This is a genomic window from Amycolatopsis sp. cmx-4-83, from assembly GCF_046548815.1.
GTDB classification, from domain to species: domain Bacteria; phylum Actinomycetota; class Actinomycetes; order Mycobacteriales; family Pseudonocardiaceae; genus Amycolatopsis; species Amycolatopsis pretoriensis_A.
Genome location: NZ_JAEBEF010000009.1, coordinates 105,689 through 120,562, shown reverse-complemented (window position 1 = coordinate 120,562; position 14,874 = coordinate 105,689). Strand labels below are relative to the sequence as shown.

General features: G+C 69.2%; 30 protein-coding genes. 7 read left to right on the top strand and 23 right to left on the bottom strand.

The window, feature by feature from the left end; translation table 11 throughout:
• Positions 1-38 precede the first annotated feature (38 nt).
• The 21 genes from ACLJQM_RS27870 to ACLJQM_RS27770 form a co-directional block, all read right to left on the bottom strand.
• Entirely contained in the window at positions 39-335 is a 297-nt protein-coding gene (locus ACLJQM_RS27870) for a hypothetical protein (RefSeq protein WP_410633328.1), read from the bottom strand.
• On the bottom strand, positions 332-1,315 hold the full coding sequence (locus ACLJQM_RS27865; RefSeq protein WP_410633327.1) for a hypothetical protein: 984 nt from the start codon (positions 1,313-1,315) through the stop codon (positions 332-334). The genes ACLJQM_RS27870 and ACLJQM_RS27865 overlap by 4 nt, the downstream gene beginning before the upstream one ends.
• Positions 1,315-1,509, bottom strand: a complete 195-nt coding sequence (locus ACLJQM_RS27860) for a hypothetical protein (protein ID WP_410633326.1) — start codon at positions 1,507-1,509, stop codon at positions 1,315-1,317. The genes ACLJQM_RS27865 and ACLJQM_RS27860 overlap by 1 nt, the downstream gene beginning before the upstream one ends.
• Entirely contained in the window at positions 1,509-2,336 is an 828-nt protein-coding gene (locus ACLJQM_RS27855; protein ID WP_410633325.1) for a hypothetical protein, read from the bottom strand. The genes ACLJQM_RS27860 and ACLJQM_RS27855 overlap by 1 nt, the downstream gene beginning before the upstream one ends.
• Entirely contained in the window at positions 2,333-2,554 is a 222-nt protein-coding gene (locus ACLJQM_RS27850; protein ID WP_410633324.1) for a hypothetical protein, read from the bottom strand. Before ACLJQM_RS27850 ends, ACLJQM_RS27855 begins: the two co-directional genes overlap by 4 nt.
• Complete coding sequence (locus tag ACLJQM_RS27845) at positions 2,551-2,784, bottom strand: hypothetical protein (protein WP_410633323.1); 234 nt, start codon at positions 2,782-2,784, stop codon at positions 2,551-2,553. Before ACLJQM_RS27845 ends, ACLJQM_RS27850 begins: the two co-directional genes overlap by 4 nt.
• Positions 2,781-2,999, bottom strand: coding sequence for a hypothetical protein (locus ACLJQM_RS27840; protein WP_410633322.1), 219 nt, complete (start codon positions 2,997-2,999; stop codon positions 2,781-2,783). The genes ACLJQM_RS27845 and ACLJQM_RS27840 overlap by 4 nt, the downstream gene beginning before the upstream one ends.
• A complete protein-coding gene (locus ACLJQM_RS27835; protein ID WP_410633321.1) occupies positions 2,996-3,406 on the bottom strand; it encodes a hypothetical protein in 411 nt (136 codons plus the stop codon). Before ACLJQM_RS27835 ends, ACLJQM_RS27840 begins: the two co-directional genes overlap by 4 nt.
• The gene (locus tag ACLJQM_RS27830; RefSeq protein ID WP_410633320.1) at positions 3,403-3,663 is read right to left on the bottom strand and encodes a hypothetical protein; all 261 of its coding nucleotides are present in this window, start codon (positions 3,661-3,663) and stop codon (positions 3,403-3,405) included. The genes ACLJQM_RS27835 and ACLJQM_RS27830 overlap by 4 nt, the downstream gene beginning before the upstream one ends.
• Positions 3,663-4,067 (bottom strand): LuxR C-terminal-related transcriptional regulator, encoded by a 405-nt coding sequence (locus ACLJQM_RS27825; RefSeq protein WP_410633319.1) that lies wholly within the window; start codon positions 4,065-4,067, stop codon positions 3,663-3,665. The genes ACLJQM_RS27830 and ACLJQM_RS27825 overlap by 1 nt, the downstream gene beginning before the upstream one ends.
• A complete protein-coding gene (locus tag ACLJQM_RS27820) occupies positions 4,067-4,543 on the bottom strand; it encodes a hypothetical protein (protein ID WP_410633318.1) in 477 nt (158 codons plus the stop codon). Before ACLJQM_RS27820 ends, ACLJQM_RS27825 begins: the two co-directional genes overlap by 1 nt.
• Positions 4,540-4,971 carry a hypothetical protein gene (locus ACLJQM_RS27815; protein WP_410633317.1) on the bottom strand — a complete coding sequence of 144 codons (432 nt, stop codon included), beginning with the start codon at positions 4,969-4,971 and terminating at the stop codon, positions 4,540-4,542. Before ACLJQM_RS27815 ends, ACLJQM_RS27820 begins: the two co-directional genes overlap by 4 nt.
• Complete coding sequence (locus tag ACLJQM_RS27810) at positions 4,968-5,165, bottom strand: hypothetical protein (RefSeq protein WP_410633316.1); 198 nt, start codon at positions 5,163-5,165, stop codon at positions 4,968-4,970. The genes ACLJQM_RS27815 and ACLJQM_RS27810 overlap by 4 nt, the downstream gene beginning before the upstream one ends.
• A 106-nt stretch (positions 5,166-5,271) precedes the next feature.
• Entirely contained in the window at positions 5,272-5,775 is a 504-nt protein-coding gene (locus tag ACLJQM_RS27805) for a hypothetical protein (RefSeq protein ID WP_410633315.1), read from the bottom strand.
• Positions 5,772-6,113 carry a hypothetical protein gene (locus ACLJQM_RS27800; protein WP_410633314.1) on the bottom strand — a complete coding sequence of 114 codons (342 nt, stop codon included), beginning with the start codon at positions 6,111-6,113 and terminating at the stop codon, positions 5,772-5,774. Before ACLJQM_RS27800 ends, ACLJQM_RS27805 begins: the two co-directional genes overlap by 4 nt.
• The gene (locus ACLJQM_RS27795) at positions 6,110-6,724 is read right to left on the bottom strand and encodes a hypothetical protein (RefSeq protein ID WP_410633313.1); all 615 of its coding nucleotides are present in this window, start codon (positions 6,722-6,724) and stop codon (positions 6,110-6,112) included. The genes ACLJQM_RS27800 and ACLJQM_RS27795 overlap by 4 nt, the downstream gene beginning before the upstream one ends.
• Positions 6,721-7,230 carry a hypothetical protein gene (locus ACLJQM_RS27790; protein ID WP_410633312.1) on the bottom strand — a complete coding sequence of 170 codons (510 nt, stop codon included), beginning with the start codon at positions 7,228-7,230 and terminating at the stop codon, positions 6,721-6,723. The genes ACLJQM_RS27795 and ACLJQM_RS27790 overlap by 4 nt, the downstream gene beginning before the upstream one ends.
• Positions 7,227-7,547, bottom strand: coding sequence for a hypothetical protein (locus ACLJQM_RS27785; RefSeq protein WP_410633311.1), 321 nt, complete (start codon positions 7,545-7,547; stop codon positions 7,227-7,229). The genes ACLJQM_RS27790 and ACLJQM_RS27785 overlap by 4 nt, the downstream gene beginning before the upstream one ends.
• 70 nt (positions 7,548-7,617) lie before the next feature.
• Positions 7,618-8,334 carry a hypothetical protein gene (locus tag ACLJQM_RS27780; RefSeq protein WP_410633310.1) on the bottom strand — a complete coding sequence of 239 codons (717 nt, stop codon included), beginning with the start codon at positions 8,332-8,334 and terminating at the stop codon, positions 7,618-7,620.
• Positions 8,334-8,582, bottom strand: coding sequence for an excisionase family DNA-binding protein (locus ACLJQM_RS27775; protein WP_410633309.1), 249 nt, complete (start codon positions 8,580-8,582; stop codon positions 8,334-8,336). Before ACLJQM_RS27775 ends, ACLJQM_RS27780 begins: the two co-directional genes overlap by 1 nt.
• Complete coding sequence (locus tag ACLJQM_RS27770) at positions 8,579-8,968, bottom strand: hypothetical protein (RefSeq protein ID WP_410633308.1); 390 nt, start codon at positions 8,966-8,968, stop codon at positions 8,579-8,581. The genes ACLJQM_RS27775 and ACLJQM_RS27770 overlap by 4 nt, the downstream gene beginning before the upstream one ends.
• A 210-nt stretch (positions 8,969-9,178) precedes the next feature.
• Between ACLJQM_RS27770 and ACLJQM_RS27765 the strand changes: the two genes are divergently transcribed.
• From ACLJQM_RS27765 to xerC, 3 genes are all read left to right on the top strand, one after another.
• Positions 9,179-9,655: a hypothetical protein gene (locus ACLJQM_RS27765; protein WP_410633307.1), complete on the top strand. Its 477-nt coding sequence runs from the start codon at positions 9,179-9,181 to the stop codon at positions 9,653-9,655.
• Between the two features lie 172 nt (positions 9,656-9,827).
• Positions 9,828-10,094, top strand: coding sequence for a hypothetical protein (locus ACLJQM_RS27760; RefSeq protein ID WP_360776488.1), 267 nt, complete (start codon positions 9,828-9,830; stop codon positions 10,092-10,094).
• Positions 10,095-10,285: 191 nt separating this feature from the next.
• Entirely contained in the window at positions 10,286-11,332 is a 1,047-nt protein-coding gene (xerC, locus tag ACLJQM_RS27755; RefSeq protein WP_410633306.1) for a tyrosine recombinase XerC, read from the top strand.
• On the opposite strand, the gene ACLJQM_RS27750 is transcribed toward xerC, so the two are convergent.
• The gene (locus tag ACLJQM_RS27750; RefSeq protein ID WP_410633305.1) at positions 11,318-11,575 is read right to left on the bottom strand and encodes a hypothetical protein; all 258 of its coding nucleotides are present in this window, start codon (positions 11,573-11,575) and stop codon (positions 11,318-11,320) included. The two genes, xerC and ACLJQM_RS27750, sit on opposite strands and share 15 nt — an antisense overlap.
• Positions 11,568-11,915: a hypothetical protein gene (locus ACLJQM_RS27745; RefSeq protein WP_410633304.1), complete on the bottom strand. Its 348-nt coding sequence runs from the start codon at positions 11,913-11,915 to the stop codon at positions 11,568-11,570. Before ACLJQM_RS27745 ends, ACLJQM_RS27750 begins: the two co-directional genes overlap by 8 nt.
• Before the next feature lie 578 nt (positions 11,916-12,493).
• Between ACLJQM_RS27745 and ACLJQM_RS27740 the strand changes: the two genes are divergently transcribed.
• The 4 genes from ACLJQM_RS27740 (at position 12,494) to ACLJQM_RS27725 (ending at position 14,757) form a co-directional block, all read left to right on the top strand.
• Complete coding sequence (locus ACLJQM_RS27740) at positions 12,494-12,790, top strand: hypothetical protein (protein ID WP_410633303.1); 297 nt, start codon at positions 12,494-12,496, stop codon at positions 12,788-12,790.
• A 154-nt stretch (positions 12,791-12,944) separates the two neighbouring features.
• On the top strand, positions 12,945-13,562 hold the full coding sequence (locus ACLJQM_RS27735) for a TIGR03086 family metal-binding protein (protein ID WP_410633302.1): 618 nt from the start codon (positions 12,945-12,947) through the stop codon (positions 13,560-13,562).
• A gap of 46 nt (positions 13,563-13,608) precedes the next feature.
• On the top strand, positions 13,609-14,076 hold the full coding sequence (locus ACLJQM_RS27730; protein ID WP_410633301.1) for a VOC family protein: 468 nt from the start codon (positions 13,609-13,611) through the stop codon (positions 14,074-14,076).
• 87 nt (positions 14,077-14,163) lie between these two features.
• Complete coding sequence (locus ACLJQM_RS27725; RefSeq protein WP_410633300.1) at positions 14,164-14,757, top strand: dihydrofolate reductase family protein; 594 nt, start codon at positions 14,164-14,166, stop codon at positions 14,755-14,757.
• Positions 14,758-14,874 lie beyond the last annotated feature (117 nt).

Genomic DNA, 14,874 nt, shown 5'->3' with positions numbered 1-14,874 from the left:
TGTGGTCGGGCGGGCTCGGGGTTGCCCGCCCGACCACGTCAGGTGCGCCCGTCGGGATGTACGGGCGACACCGGTATCGGCTGACCGCTCGGCGCCGGGTACGTCAACAAGCGGCCGGGCGCGAGATCCACGTCCGGGTCAGCCGCAGGAACGGTGAACCGGATGACCTTCGGCTGCGCCCAGCCCAGGGCAACGTGCGCCTCCGCGAACCGGGCCGCGGTCTCCGCGCGCCGCAGCAACGACACGTCCCGCGGCGCCTCGTCGGACTCGAACTGCTCGTACGCCTGCTCACCGCTCGCGAGCCACGCCTCAGCCTCCGCGAAGTGATCCGTCATGACCGCTCACCGCCAGCCACGTCCGGGTCGTCCGGCAGCGTCGGGTCGGCGAGCTCCTCGATCCGACGCTTCAGCTCCTCGCCCTCTCCCAATCCCTCCAGCGTGTCGATCAGCACCGTCGCCTCGTCCTTCGTCAGGTCGCTGGCGGTGCAGATGTCGCGCTGGAGGATCGCCGACGAGGCCGCCAGCCGGACGTCGCGATCGACACCGGCGTTCGTGAAGATCGACTGCATCTTCTTCATCTGCGGCTCGGTGATCGGCCCGGACGACTGGACAGCAGGGACCTCGTCACCGGGCAGCGGCGGGTCACCCGCGGACTCGACCGCCGGGGCGCCAGCGCCGAGCGCGGGCCGCGCGACCCGGGTGGTCGTCGCGCGCCGCTTCGCCGGCGCCCGGACCGCCGTCGTCTCCGGTTCGAACGTGTCGGCCAGCTCCTCCGCGGTGTAGGCGATGCCGAGGATCGCGTCGGACGCGACGAACCGGGCGCATTCGGCGGTGGCGCGGGCGACGAGCATCGCGCCAGGCTGCTTCTTCCAGCTGTCCTTCGTGTGCAGCCCGAGGCCGCGAGCGCGGTCCATCGTCCACGTCGACTCGTGGGTCTCGTCGGATCCGGCGCGCTTCCCGCGGACGATGGCGCGGCTGTTCGTGGACTCGACGACCCACATGTCGTGGCCCTTCGACTGCACGACCGCCCGGAGCGTGATCGCCCGCGGCGCCGCGGAGCCTTGGATGATGTCGAAGCTGTTCATCGACGCGCGCGGCGAAAGACCGATCTCGGATCCGGCGAGGATCGCCGCGGCAGCCTCTTCGGGCTTGTTCCGGAACTGCTGGGGGCAGAACGCGGTGGCGCAGAGCGCGTCGGCGATCTGCTTCGCGGAGCGGAGCGCCTGCGCCCACTCGACGAGCGCGCCGGCGGCGGCGGGGAGCGCGGACGTCGCGACGACCTCGCCACCACCCTGGTAGTGCTCAAGCTCGGTCATCAGAACGGGGGCCTCTCACTGCTCTGGTTGATATGGGCGACGGCGTGACTGGCCGCCATCTGCGCGATCTCGGCGCACTCGCCGACGTCCTTCCACGCCGCCGACAGCGGGATGTCGATGACCACCGCGACGCGCACGCCGAAGCGGTTCGTCACGGCGGACTCGAACTTCCATGACCGGCTCTCGTCGTCCATCACGCCACCGCGCCGGTCAGTTCCAGGCGGCGGCGCGGCGTCCGGCCCGGCGGCTCGATCGCCGCACCCACCAAATCCCGCGACATCTTCGTGAAGTCCGCCACCTGCTTCGCGTACCGCAACTGCCGCAACTGCTCCTCACCCGCCACCACCGGGATCAGGTACGCGCCGTCGGCGGTGATGTGCACCGCCGCGCAACCGTCCACTTCGAGCATCGGCTGCTCAAAGCCGTCCTCGTCCAAGTAGGTGTCGGCGAACCGGTAGCCGGCCAGCTGCAGCGCCGTCTCCCCGAAGATCCCCGACCGGTTCGTCTTCAGATCCACCATGATCCGCGGACACGGCATCGGCAGGCCCTTGAGCCCGTTCGGGAATTCGAAGATCGCGTCGAACGTGCCCGCCCACCCGTACTTGTGCGACATGCACGTCGTCTCCAGAAGCACGACGCGGACGGCGAACTCTTCGAGGAACTGGATGTAGGACTCGATGTGCCCGGTCAGCGCGTCCGGGACTTCGACTTCTTCGCCGCGGGCGAGCTTTTCGCCGAGGTCGTGGACTTCGGTGCCGCGGTTGGCGGCACGATCTTTCTCGGCGTACCGGGCGCCCTTCAGCTTCTCCAGGCGCTGCGACGGCGAGAGCCCCGACAGTTCGTCCCAGTGGTCCACCGCGTAGGCGGCGGTGCTGTTGGCGGCCCAGTTGATGAGGGCGGGTTTGGGGATGCCGTCGCCGAGGATGGTGGTGACGCCGGGGACGCGTTCGTTGTTGGCGTCGAGGTAGTAGTGGCTGCGGGCGGTGTCGACGCGCCGGATGGGTGCGGTGTACGTGGTCACTGCTGGGGGCCTTTCTTGGCGGGTCGGCCGTGGAGTAGGCGTGGGATGGCGTCTTCGTGCATGCCGAGGTGGAAGGCGATGGCGCGGTGGGTGAAGTGGCGGGCTTCGAGTCCGCGGGCGATGACGGCTTTTTCGGCGCGGGTGAGGTCGCGGCCGACGTCCTGGCCGGTGAGGGATCGGTCGACGGCGACGTGGAACGGGATGTCGGGTTCGGTCACGCGCCCGGACCTTCGATGTCGTCGTTGACCAGGATCTCGAAGTAGGCGCGGCCCTCTTCGGCGACGAGCTGGCCGGTGAAGCTTTCGGGCTGTCCGTACTCGGTGCCGTCTTCGAAGCGAACGCTCCAGTCGGAGACGGCCCGCATCGCGCTTTCGAGGTCGTTGGCGGGCCAGTCCATGAGGCGGACGGCGTTGGACTGGTCGGTGTGGCGGATGCGTACTTCGATCATCGGAGTCTCCTGTGGAGGTTGTGTTCGGCGGCGATGCGTTCGTCGGTGGCGCGGTTGAGGTCGCCGTCACCGAGCCACGGACCGGGCACGTCGTCCGCGTGGTGGGGGCGGTCGTCGAGGTGGCGGAGCGGGCGGCGTTTGTCGACGAGCACGACCGCGGCGAGCACGACGAGCGCGGCGACAGCGGCGGCGATGAGCACACCCGGGCCTGTCACGACGCACCAGCCATCTGCCGCGCCGGCTCCGGGGTCGGCTGCACGAACATCCGCGTCGCGCGCTCCGGCCGCGGGAAGAGACCGTCCATGCCGGGCGGGTCCGGCTTCGGGCGCGGCTCGCCCCCTCCACCGCCGCCCGGGACCTTGAACTCGATGCAGTGGTACTGGTCCGCCATGCTGTAGCGGCCTTGCTCGTCGCGTGGTCCGTCGAGCCACTCGGCCGGTGTCCGGGACATCATGGCGACGAGGATCAGGGGGCAGCCGGAGCCCTTGCCCATGTTGCGGTGCGGCGCGTCGCGGAGGCAGCGGTAGCACCAGTTCGCCATCCAGGTCTCGCCTTCGGTGCCGTTGCTGAAGGCCGGGACATCGCGCGAGCGGGCGTACGCCTCGTCGTAGTCGATGCTCACGGCTCATCGTCCAGGCGCGAGAGCAGGTCCGGGCCGCCGTGGTCGGCGAGCAGCTTCATCGCGGCGCGTCCGCCGTCGTGTCGGGCGACCTGCGCGGTGAGCCGCTGGCCGATTTCGAGCTGCTCGACGACGGCCGACCCGCCGTTCATGAGGTTGAGGATCCGGGACACGTCGTGCGTGCCGGAGACGACCAGCACGACGACGGGTTCCGGTGAGCCGAACTCGGTGGGCCTGTCGTATGCACGGGACTCGTACATCAGGCTTCGCCTCCCGTCAGCAGACCCTTGCGGTAGCCGACCGCGACTGCCTCCGGCGCGCCGCCCTTCACCTTCAACTGCCGGTACAGCCGCGCCGCGTGCGTCTTCGCCGTGTACCGCTCGATCCCCATCCGGTGAGCGGCCTGATCAACGGACAAGCCGAGCGAGATCAGTTGCAGCAACTGCAGCATCCGCGGAGTCACACCCAACTCCTCGGCCACGTCGTCCGGCGACCGCCTCACCACCCGAGCGGTCGGCGTGACCGGCTCGTCGAGCTTGTGCACCCGCAGCCGCTCCTCCCTCGCGACTGGCGCGCTGAGGTGCATCGCGCCAGCGCCGAGGATCTTCGCGACCTCGGGCATGACCTCCGGCTTCACGGCCAGCGCGACCGTCCGCGCCGCCATCACTGCACTTCCACATAGGACTCGGCGGGCTGCTCCAGTTCACCGGGTGCGGAGACGCCGCAGGCACGGCCGTCGAAGGAGACCCAGGACACGTTTCCTCGTCCGGTGACCTCGCGGACACGGACCAGCATTCCCGCGCCTTTGGGTCCGCCGCGGCGAGGAACGACAGCCAAGCCGCCCGGGACCGGTGCCCAATGGCGGGCCGCCCGCCGGACCTCGATCCCGGACGCCTGCATCGCCTCCAACACGCGCTCCGCGTGCGCACGCCGGTCTTCTGGCGTCCACTGCTCCGGAGCGGAAGCCGCCAACACCTCGACGAGCACGTCGCCGTTGACGGTGCCGCGCCACTCGGCGCGTTCCAGGCGGAGCCGGGCGATCTCTGCGCGGAGCCGGCCGATCGTCTCCGACGCCTTCCCGTTCAGACGACGGGTGACCCGCAAGTTCTCAAGGACTTCGGCGTAGGGCAGGTCCTTCATGCGGCACCGATCCCCTCGACCGTGCCCGCCTCCACGTACTCGGTGAGCTGCGTCACCGACATCGGCAGCATCACGCCGTCCTTCGTCAGCCGGTACAGCTCGCCGAAGTCGACGTCCCACACGCGGACCCGGCGGCCACCGATCTTTCCGACGACCTCCACGTAGGTGGCCCGGTTTCGGGGTTCGCCGTGGATACCTAGCCACACGGAACCGTTGTCGCCGAACGACTTTGCCCACAGCAGCAGCGCGGCCGTGTTCTGGGGTTCGCCCTTCCACGGGTAGGTGCTGATCTGGAGTGTGATCGTTTCCGGGTCGAGGGACCGCCCGTCGATCTTCACGTTCGGGACTTCCGGGTGCGTGCGCAGGTGCTCGGCCAACGCGGTGAGCCGATCCGCCAGGTCAGTCGCGGGTGTGGTTGTGGTCGTCATCGTGCACCGCCGTCGAGGTAGTCGACACGCCAGGTCGGGTGGGCGGACACGACCAACCCGTCCTCGTACTGGACAAGGAGTCGTCCGGATTCGTCAGATCCGGTGATCACTCCGAGGACGTCGTCGACGACAACACGGCCGCCAAGCTCGGCGGGCACGCCGTAGTAGTCGCGCGCGTGAGCGAGTCCAGTCATCGCTTGCCCTTCCGGGTGATTGTGAGGAGCAGCGCGGCGAGGAGTCCGAACAGGACACCCCGCTCGGCGCAGCCAGCCGGTCCGTAGTCGCGTCGTCGGTCACCCATCACACACTCGCTTTCTTCGCACACCTGGTGCATTCGGGGACGCCGTCGAGTGCCCACCACTCGGCCTTCCAGTACCAGCCGCTGGCACCGCACAGGGCGTCCGTGTCGCCGGAGTCGTATCGGTGCTCCTTATGGTTCTCCAAGCCGATGTCCGGAACGACGTGCTTGCGACCACCCTTCTGGCCCGATCGGTAGATCCGGGCCCACTGGTGCCCGTCAGGCAGCGGCGTCTTCGCGACACCCCACTTCGGTTCGTGCGAGCAGTCGTCGGAAAGCACGCGCGCGTCGGACAGAAGTCCGATCTGAACCCGGAATCCGGCCTTCTGGTCGCGCCGCCGCTGCTCGGCGTTCGGCTCGAACGATCGCCACGCCTCGTCCGCCGTCATCGCGCCTTCGCGGACCGTGCAGGCACCGGACATACAGCCGCACGGCGCGTACATCAGCCACGAGCAGTCCCTCATCGGCGTCGGCTTGCCGTCGATCTCGAACAGGACCTTGGTCATCGGGCACCCACCATCGGCGCGAGACGCGCCAGCTCGTGCGCCGAGATGAACCCGGCGAGATCGTTGCGGCGGAGCAGGTCCGCCCGAACATCTACGGCCACCGAAATCCGGCGGCCGCAGCGGATCAGGCCCGTGCAGGACAGGACGGCGCGGCGCTGTCCGACCTCGCCGTGCACGGGCGACGCCGCGGACAGGCTCGCGACCCACGCGCGGAACCCGGCGACGTCGTCGTCGCGGAGCCGGACGGTCGGCGCGCCGCCGACGGCGATCCCGCCGATGCGGGGGCGGAGGTCGTCGGCGTGCGCGAGGATCGCGCGGACCGTGTCGAAGTCGTTCACGACGCCTCCTCGGCGCGCATCGCGTAGGTGCGCTGGTTCTCGTAGTCGGTGACGACGAACCGGTCCTGCCGGAGCGCACCAGCGGCGGCGGTAATGGCGGGGAGCGCGTCGGGGTGGGCGGTGATAACGACGCCGGGTTCGTCGTAGAGCCGCGTCCACCCGTCGACGTGGCGGGCGGAGAACAAGTGCGCGGCCGCGAGCCCACAACCGCTGGCGCCGTGGTCGTCGAGGTGACGGCGGACGTCGTCGACCGTGTGCAGCGGGGCGCCCGGTTCGTAGCCTTCGCGGAGTCCGAGCGGCACGATGACCGACGGCGAGACCCGGATGCCCGGGCGGGAGAGCCACCCGTGCTTGGTGGTGAGCCGCTCGGCGAGCGCGACGTACTCGGCGATGGCCGGGGTGCCCCAGATTCGGCTCGGGTCCCGCAGCAACGCGACCCGGACCACCTGACCGTCGAGCTCTTGGATGGCGGCAGTGATCGGGAGGTCGGGATCACACTGTCCGATCAGGACGGTTCGAACGTGGTCGACGGTGCTGCCGCGCGGACGTTCGATGACGGCGTCCCAGGCGTAGTCGGCGGAGGCGCACTCGGAGTAGGCGGGCGCGGTCACGGGTTTGTCCCTTCGGTGTGCGCCCACGTCGCGTCGGCGCGGGTGTCGCGGGCCCGGTCGACAGCGGCCTGCCACTCCTCCGGCGAGAGGACGGTGGCGGTGATCTCAACCGCTGGGCCGTTGCTCTTGCTGACGCGCCACGGGCCAGCGGCGACCGAGATCACCGCCCCGATGGGAATCATCACCTGCACTCCGGCAGGTACGAGGTCGCCCGGGAAGAACACCCGAGGCGCGGACGCATGCTCGGCGCAGTGGAGCGAGCCGCGTTCCCGCAATTCGCTGCAGGTCTCTTCTTCGCCGTCCGAGAGCACCTCAACGATGTGCTCGCAGTATCCGAGCGCCGTCGCACGCTGCTCCCGGATGCGGGCATCCGCCTGCCACTGCTCCGGCGCGGGCGCCGGGCGGTCGAGGATGGCGCGGATGCGAACCGGGCAACGACAGAGAGCGCCGTCCGTGCACCCGTCGAGCACGGCGCGGATCTCGCTGATGCGGGGGTCCTCGCTCATCGGGGCACCTGCACCGACAGCACCAGCACACCCACGACCGTCACCAACGCGAACCCGCCGAACACCGCGAACAACACCCACCAGTCCCGCACGAACCGGCGCACCCGACCCAGCGACGACGACGTCACCCGCGTCCCAGCGTGCCGACCACCACCACGCAACCGCGCGAACAAGACCAGCGACAGCGCGACCAGCAGCGGCTCGAACCACTGCGGCGCCTTCCGCCGCGCGTGCGGCTGCCCCAGCACCACGATCGGCACCGAACGCGACACCTGGTCGCCACCGAGCCCACGAGATGCGAGAATGCTGACGGTCATGAGGGTCTACTCCTCTTGATCAGGGCCCGGTGTTCACAGCACCGGGCCGTCCAATGTGGTCAGAAGAAAGTCAGGCAGCGTCGGGCATCTCGGCCGCGGCGCGCTCCAACACCCACGTCGGGTAGGTGTTGACCGTCCCGTAAGCGGGGTGCTGCGCCTTCCCAGGCGTCAGCCCCTCAGCCCGCAGGATCCGGCCGGCCCGCGTACCGAGGCGCTGCAGGAACCCGCGCTCCGTCGGCAAGCCCGCGTTGATCGCGTACGCCAGCGCCGCAAACCAGTCGTGCGCACCCTCGACGTTCGCGACCCGAGCCGAGATCTCGTTCAGCTGCTGCGCCTGCCGCCGCTGCTCCACCTCGACCGCCGCCTGCTGATCGACGAGCGCGTGCAACGCGACCGCCCAACCCGGCAACTCGGCGCCGCGCTGCTCGACCGCCTCGGCCTGCTGCGTCCGAGTCGCGAAGTACGCCTGCGCCGACGCGACCTCCGGCTTGTTCGGGTCACCGTTCATCGCCACCAGGTACGCGGCATGCCGCGACAACTCGAAGTCCTCGCGCGGCTTGCCACCTGTCCGGATCGGTTCGCGGGATCCCACAAATTCCCTGCTCACGTCCAGCCCGGTGTTGCTGGCGGACTGCTGTGCCCGGGCGATCGCGGGCGCCAGGTTGCGCCACTCGCTGTAACCCATCAGCACCTGCAAGCTGCGAGCCGACCAGAACTCCGAACCATCCTGGCGGGTCTGCTTGATCCGATCGAACGGCGAACCCGCCGCCGGGACGAGGCTGGCCATCACGCGGCCTCGCGCTTCTTGCCGAGGAACCGGTCCACCTCGTCGTCGGCCACGACGTACAGCTGCCCGACCTTCGTCGCGCGCAGCGTCCCGGCGTGGATCAGCTCCAGCACCGTGTCGTAGCCGAGCCCGGTCATCGCGGCCACCTCGCGCGGCTTCCACGACTTCCGCGGCGGCGCCTTCACCGCCTTCTCCAGGCGGCCGATGCGCTCAGTGAGCCGCTCGATCGCGGCGGCAACCCCTGTCACGACGCGACCCTCACGGACGCGTCGGTGGCACGCTTCGGGCCAGTGGTCTTCTCGGCCTCTTTGCGGCGAATCGGGCCGCGCGGTTCGCTCTTGGTTTCCCGCTTCTCGTCGTCCTTCGCGGCGCGGATATCGGCGGCGACCGTGGGGTCGGCGACGATGTTTGCGGCGACGTCACGAGGGTCCTGCCCGGGGCGGTCGTGCGAGGGACGAGCGAGTGCGCCAGCGATCGCGTACAGGGCCGGGAGGCTGGCGGGCTGGGGGCTGTTGGGGCGGGTGGTGTTGGCCAGGGTGCGGGGGTTGAGGTCTGCCTTCCGTGCGAGCGTCGGCAGGTCCCAACCGCGCTCGGCGGCGAGGTGTCGCACGCGGGGCCCGTTGAGGAGTGGCATGCGGTAGATCATGCGTCGTCATGCGTCGTTGGTCAAGCATGTTGGCGCATTTTCTCGCATCACAGGTTCACAACATGCGCTGCCATGCGCTAGCATGCGTCCATGACCAGAACCCAGCGCGTTCTAGTCCGGGGGGACCACGGACGAAAATCACGTCTCAAGCAGCCAAGACGTGGCCCAACATGCGCCGCCATGCGGCACAATGCACCCATGGCGTCGAACAGAGTGCGCACAGCCAACTACGCCCCGGAGGCACGCAATCGCCTCGGCGACGCGGTCACCAAGGCACGCGAGGCGCTTGGCATGTCCAGGCCACAGCTCGTCGCCGCAGCAGCAGCGGTCGGCGTCGTGCTGAACAAGAAGAGCTTGGAGCTTGTCGAGACAGGGCAGCCGGGAGTAGGCCAGTCGTTCCTCTACGCACTCGGGCGCTTCCTGCCGAACTGGACCGAGGAAACGCCGCGGCAGATCCTCGAAGGCGACGCGTCTCCGGCGACGTCGGCGAGCACCGACGCGGCAGACGTGCCGGAGAAGCACCGGAAGATCATTGGCATGTCTGAGCGGGAGCTCGCGGAGCGGATCGTGGACATCGCGGAGGACAGCCCGGAGGCAGCGAAGCGTTACGCTGAGGATGCGCTACGGATTCGTCGCGAGTACGCCGAGCGAAGCGGCCGAATCGTAGTGGAGTGACACCGCATCTGCAGGTGTCATCTGACGAAGTTACCGAAACAGTAGGTTGATCTTAGTACTTCCGCGTAGATAGACCGCATGTTCGATAACGATGCGCCACTGACGTACGAAGATACCCCTGCCGAACGGACCAACATCGTTCACCGAAAGGGCCCATCAGGAGGGGATAACCGTGATCATCCAGGACGCCGCGCACCTGACCCATGCCGCGACCACCGCTGCCACCAGAACCAGGCTGGCGCGGTACGCGACCACCTCAGGGCTACTTCTCCTGGTCCACGCAATCCTCGGCTTCATCCACCGATGGCCCACCCACCTGTTCGGCTTGCACCTGGGCATCGCGATCGTCCTCGGTGTCGCTGCTGTTCTCCAGGCTGACCGCCGGCGACGCGCGATCGACCGAATCGCGGACGCGATCCGGGACCGCGAAGCCGCCTGACCCCTCCGCGGAGAAGCAGCATGGCACGACCAAGAACCGAGATCGGCACATTCGGGAACATCAACACCCGCGAAGTGTCCCCCGGCGTGTGGGAGGCGCGTGCACGGTTCCGGATGCGGAACGGCCGGCTGCGGCCGGTGAAGCGCCGCGGCGCGTCCCGGACGGCGGCGGAGCGGAAGCTGAAGGCGGCGATGGCGAAGCTCGCCACGGAAGCCTCGAGTAAGACGATCAACGTGGAGACCCGGTTCACGGCGGTGATCGACCTGTGGTTGGCGGAGTTCCGGCGGAAGGTGGAGCGTGGGGAGCGGGCGGCGAAGTCGCTGTACGACTACGAGGACTCCGCGGAGCAGATCCGGAAGCTGATGGGTGAGCTGACCTGCGGGGAGGCGGACAACGCGGGGCTGGCCGATGAGACGTTGAAGGCGATCCGGGACTCTGCGGCGAAGTCGAACCGGTCGAAGCGGGGCGCTGGGTATGCGGCGGCGAAGCGGGCGAAGACGGTCCTGACGGGGATTTGCGGGTTGGCGGTGCGGCATGGGGCGATGACGTCGAATCCGGCGAAGTCGGCGGAGGCGATCGAGCAGTCCGGTGACCGTGAGGACGTGCGCGCCCTGGAGCCCGGGGAGCGGCTGGACTTCTTGACGAAGCTGCGGGCGTGGTGCGAGAGGAAGGCTGGAGGCTCGGCGCGGGGCGGGGTGCGGATGGCGGTGTGGCTGGATCTGCCGGATACGGCGGAGGCGATGCTGGCGACGGGTGGCCGGCCGGGTGAGATCCTCGCGGCGACCGGGTCGGGGGTGGATTCGTCGGCGCGGACGGTGCTGCTTGACCATCACCTGGTGCGGATCGAGCGGGTGGGGTTGGTGCGGAAGCCGCGGCGGAAGGGCGGGGGTGAGGCGGTGGAGCCGATGTATCCGTCGTGGGCGGCGAGCATGTTCGCGCGGCGGAAGTTGGCGGCGGGTGAGGGGCCGTTGTTTCCGACGTGGAATGGGGAGTGGACGGATCCGTCGAACTTCCAGAAGCGGTTCCGGCAGGCGTGTGATCAGATCGGGTATGAGTGGGTGGCCGCGCGGATGTTGCGGCACACGGTGGGGACGCACATCGTGGACGTAGGCGGGACGAACGAGGACGCCGCAGATCAGTTGGGGAACACGCCGGAGATCGTGGAGCGGAACTACCGGCGGAAGCGGCGGACGTCGCCGGAGAACGCGGCGAAGCTGGAGTCGCTACTCGGCGGGTGACGACGTGGTCGTCTGCTCGCCGCGCGCGCGGATCGAGTCGATTAGGTCCTTGAGGTACCGCTGTACTTCGAAGCACGCCGTGTTGCACGCCATCATCTGGGCGGCCTGCTGCGTGAGGCCCTTCTGGTTGTATCGGGCGTGGGCGTCGGAGAAGTTGGTGGCGTCCTTGACGATGCGGGCGCGTGCTCTGGTGAGCGCGTGGAGATGCTGCGGACCGAACTGGGGCGGCTTCAGGTCATCCACGGGAAACCTCCGCGCGCGGCGTGCGCGCGATGCGGCGGAGCTGGCTGGCGATCTCTTCCAGGCGGTCGAGCTGGCCGGGCCGCGCGGACACCGAGGCTTCGGAGTCGAGCTTCTCAGCGAGCTCCATCAGCTCCGCGTTGGCCACTTCACCGCGGACCTGATCGTACTCGCGTAGCGCCTCGTCGAGTGCATACATGTGGTGCTCGGTGAAGAACGCCCGCCAGTTCGGATTCTCCGTCCGGTACTTGTCGTAGTGGTGGCGGAAAGCGCCCCACACGTACGGCCAGCTCTCGCCCGCGTGCGGACCGGTGCGCTCTTCGGTCTGGGTAGTCTCTGCCACGTCGACTCCTCAGGTCGGCCATGCCCCCGGGGCCGTTCGCGCGGCTGCCGGGGTCTCTCGTGCCCAGAGCGTACGCGGTGACACGCCCGAACGATGGTCCACAAACGGACCAGAAACGTATCCGAAAGTGCCCGTTAGTACCCCACGGTCAGAGCATATTCTAGCTGGCCAGGCGCCCGTACCGGTCTAGATCGGACGGTTTCCTGCGACTCTCTAGGTCGCAGGTTCGAGTCCTGCCGGGGGCGCCACCAGGGAAGACGTCGTGCGCGGCTGCGCACGACGTGCCCTGGCCACGTGATCGGCCCCACACCGGAACAGCTTCTCCTGCTCGGTGTGCTCCCACAGTGGACGGTGGCGGCCCGCATTCCCCCGCAGCGCGCGAAGGTCCGGACGACCCACCGTGCGAGCGGCCAGGTGGCCCAACCTGACCGGGCCGAGTTCCAGTCGAGACAACCTTGTTACCCAGGCGGCGAACCCGGCCGTCGTGCTCGCGCGCGACCGAACGGTCACACCGAGCAATGAAACCCGTCAACCCGACACGCCGGACCGATCCGGCACACCCACTGGAGGACACGATCGTGGCGTATCACGGATCCACCCCGCGCCACCGCCGTCGCCGCGAGAACGGCGCCGCGCGGGCCATCTTCGCCGAAGCGCGGCGGACCGGTCTGGTGCAGCGGCACCTGAGGAAGCTGCACCACTTGGCCTTCCGGGCGGCCGCGGAGCATTCCGGCACCGCACCACCGGTCGCGGGCGGCACCGCACTGTCCAGTTCGGATCCGACGACGGGCGGGCTCGCGGCACCGTGCGGAGACACCGTTCGGACGGCGAACGATCCGGTGCCGGACCAGGCCGCGGCCGACCGGGCCGCCTGACCATCACTTGTGGGCACCCGGCCCGTTCCCCGGTACGCCAAGCACTTGCCTCCGAGCCGCTGACCACCGCAAAGGCGAATCTCGCACGCAGCAAGATGATCGTTTGCTTGATCATGTTCCAGATTGGAGGAAAGCCGGCGACGAGAGGACGGACATGGACCTGCCCACACTGCTCGAGCGCGCTTTCCGGACGACGGCGGACGTGGTGGCCGCCATCGAACCGGCGGCCTGGGACCGGCCGAGCCCGTGCCAACGGTGGTCGGTCCGCCAGGTCGGCAACCACATGCTCGGCATGGTCGGGTTGGCGACGCAGGCGGCGACCGGGCCGGCGCTGGACCCCGCGGACTCGCAGCCGGACCGGCTGGAGCACCTGGCGCACACCGAACGGCTCGGCGCGGACCCCGCGGCCACCGTTCGCGCGCTCGGGGACCGGTGCGTCACCGCCTTTTCCGAGCCGGGGATCCTCGACCGGGTCACCCCGGGCAAGGGCGGCGCGGACACGCCCGGTTCGGTGCACGCCTTGATGTGCCTCAACGAGGTGCTCACCCACGGCTGGGACCTGGCGAGCGGCGGCGGGATCGCCTACGCGCCCGACGCCGAGGTCGTCGCCGCGGCGCAGAAGTTCGCCGCCGTGCTCGTCGGGCCCGAAGCGCGGGCGCTCGGGATGTTCGGGCCGCCCGTGGAAGTCGGGGCGGACGCCGACCTGCTGACCGCGCACCTGGGTCACGTGGGGCGCCGGTCGCCGTGGCCGGGGGCGCAGGCGGCCGCGTAGGTTTCGCGGCGGACCGGAATCGTCCGACGAGCGAGGGGAATTCACCATGAGCGGTGCGGCCGGGGGTGGCGTGCGGCGGTTCGAGCACGTCGGCGTGATCGTCGACGACCTCGAAGCGGTCACGGCTTTCTTCGCCGACCTCGGCTTCGAAGTCGCCGCGCCGATGCGGATCGAAGACGAGTGGGTCGAGCGGATCCTCGGGCTCGAGGGCGTGCGGCTGGAAATGGTGATGGTCAACGCGCCGGACGGGAGCGGAAAACTGGAGCTGACCAAGTTCCACCACCCGGTCGACCCGGCGACGGATTCAGCGGACGCGCAGGCGCCGGCGGTGAACCGGTTGGGGTTCCGGCACATCGCGTACATCGTCGGGAATCTCGACAGCACGATCGAGCGAATTCGGGCAAAAGGACTGGACACCATCGGCGAGATCGTCAATTACGAAAACATCTTCCGGATGTGCTACGTCCGCGGTCCCGAAGGTCTCATCGTCGAACTCGCCGAGGAGAGCAATTAGGGAGATGCGCCCCGCGGCCCCGCCGATAGCATCGCCAACGGGCGCAGGAATGTCCTGCGCCGCCGATGAAATCAAGGAGCGGATGCAATGGCCCGAGTTGTCGTACACGCCGTGGTCTCGCTGGACGGCTACATCGCCTACCCGGACGACTCGGTCGGGCCGCTGTTCGACTGGTACTCGAACGGCGACGTCACGATCCGCGCCAACGACGAGTGGTCGTTCAACGTCAGCCAGGCCTCTGCGGACTACGTGCAGCCCTTCTGGGACGCCATCAAGGTCACGGTGATCGGCCGGCACCTGTTCGACACGTTCGACGGCTGGGGCGGCAAGCCCGCGTCCGCCGACGAGCTTGTCGTCGTCACCCACCGGCCGCTGCCGGACGAGTGGCTGGCCCGGTTCCCCGACGCGCCCTTCCACACGGCCGACTCGGTCGAGAACGGCATCAACCTGGCCAAGAAGCTCGCCGGTGACGGGCTGGTCTGCGTGGCCGCCGGTGACGTCGCCGGACAGGCGTTCTCGGCCGGGCTCGTCGACGAGGTCGCGCTGGACGTCGCGCCGGTCGTCTTCGGCGAGGGCAAGCGGTACTTCGGCAGCCACGCCGGTACCGTCCAGCTCGAAGACCCGGACGTCGTCATCCAGGGCGACCGCGTGCTGCACCTGCACTACAACGTCAAGCGCTGACCGGTCCGGCGCCCGGCCGGTGAACGCGTCCGGCCGCCAGGGAAAACGTTTACCAGATCGCCGGGAGCACGGCCGCTCTCGGCGATCTGCGTGCCTCGGCGCAGTCGCGCGCGCGGG

Coding starts and splice junctions, on each gene's coding strand:
- ACLJQM_RS27785 (WP_410633311.1), bottom strand. CDS start 7,547: ATGACCGTCAGCATTCTCGCATCTCGTGGGCTCGGTGGCGACCAGGTG.
- ACLJQM_RS27780 (WP_410633310.1), bottom strand. CDS start 8,334: ATGGCCAGCCTCGTCCCGGCGGCGGGTTCGCCGTTCGATCGGATCAAG.
- ACLJQM_RS27815 (WP_410633317.1), bottom strand. CDS start 4,971: ATGACGACCACAACCACACCCGCGACTGACCTGGCGGATCGGCTCACC.
- ACLJQM_RS27860 (WP_410633326.1), bottom strand. CDS start 1,509: ATGGACGACGAGAGCCGGTCATGGAAGTTCGAGTCCGCCGTGACGAAC.
- ACLJQM_RS27765 (WP_410633307.1), top strand. CDS start 9,179: ATGGCGTCGAACAGAGTGCGCACAGCCAACTACGCCCCGGAGGCACGC.
- ACLJQM_RS27805 (WP_410633315.1), bottom strand. CDS start 5,775: ATGACCAAGGTCCTGTTCGAGATCGACGGCAAGCCGACGCCGATGAGG.
- ACLJQM_RS27810 (WP_410633316.1), bottom strand. CDS start 5,165: ATGACTGGACTCGCTCACGCGCGCGACTACTACGGCGTGCCCGCCGAG.
- ACLJQM_RS27820 (WP_410633318.1), bottom strand. CDS start 4,543: ATGAAGGACCTGCCCTACGCCGAAGTCCTTGAGAACTTGCGGGTCACC.
- ACLJQM_RS27790 (WP_410633312.1), bottom strand. CDS start 7,230: ATGAGCGAGGACCCCCGCATCAGCGAGATCCGCGCCGTGCTCGACGGG.
- ACLJQM_RS27830 (WP_410633320.1), bottom strand. CDS start 3,663: ATGTACGAGTCCCGTGCATACGACAGGCCCACCGAGTTCGGCTCACCG.
- xerC (WP_410633306.1), top strand. CDS start 10,286: ATGGCGAAGCTCGCCACGGAAGCCTCGAGTAAGACGATCAACGTGGAG.
- ACLJQM_RS27870 (WP_410633328.1), bottom strand. CDS start 335: ATGACGGATCACTTCGCGGAGGCTGAGGCGTGGCTCGCGAGCGGTGAG.
- ACLJQM_RS27735 (WP_410633302.1), top strand. CDS start 12,945: ATGGACCTGCCCACACTGCTCGAGCGCGCTTTCCGGACGACGGCGGAC.
- ACLJQM_RS27865 (WP_410633327.1), bottom strand. CDS start 1,315: ATGACCGAGCTTGAGCACTACCAGGGTGGTGGCGAGGTCGTCGCGACG.
- ACLJQM_RS27725 (WP_410633300.1), top strand. CDS start 14,164: ATGGCCCGAGTTGTCGTACACGCCGTGGTCTCGCTGGACGGCTACATC.
- ACLJQM_RS27730 (WP_410633301.1), top strand. CDS start 13,609: ATGAGCGGTGCGGCCGGGGGTGGCGTGCGGCGGTTCGAGCACGTCGGC.
- ACLJQM_RS27845 (WP_410633323.1), bottom strand. CDS start 2,784: ATGATCGAAGTACGCATCCGCCACACCGACCAGTCCAACGCCGTCCGC.
- ACLJQM_RS27770 (WP_410633308.1), bottom strand. CDS start 8,968: ATGCCACTCCTCAACGGGCCCCGCGTGCGACACCTCGCCGCCGAGCGC.
- ACLJQM_RS27825 (WP_410633319.1), bottom strand. CDS start 4,067: ATGGCGGCGCGGACGGTCGCGCTGGCCGTGAAGCCGGAGGTCATGCCC.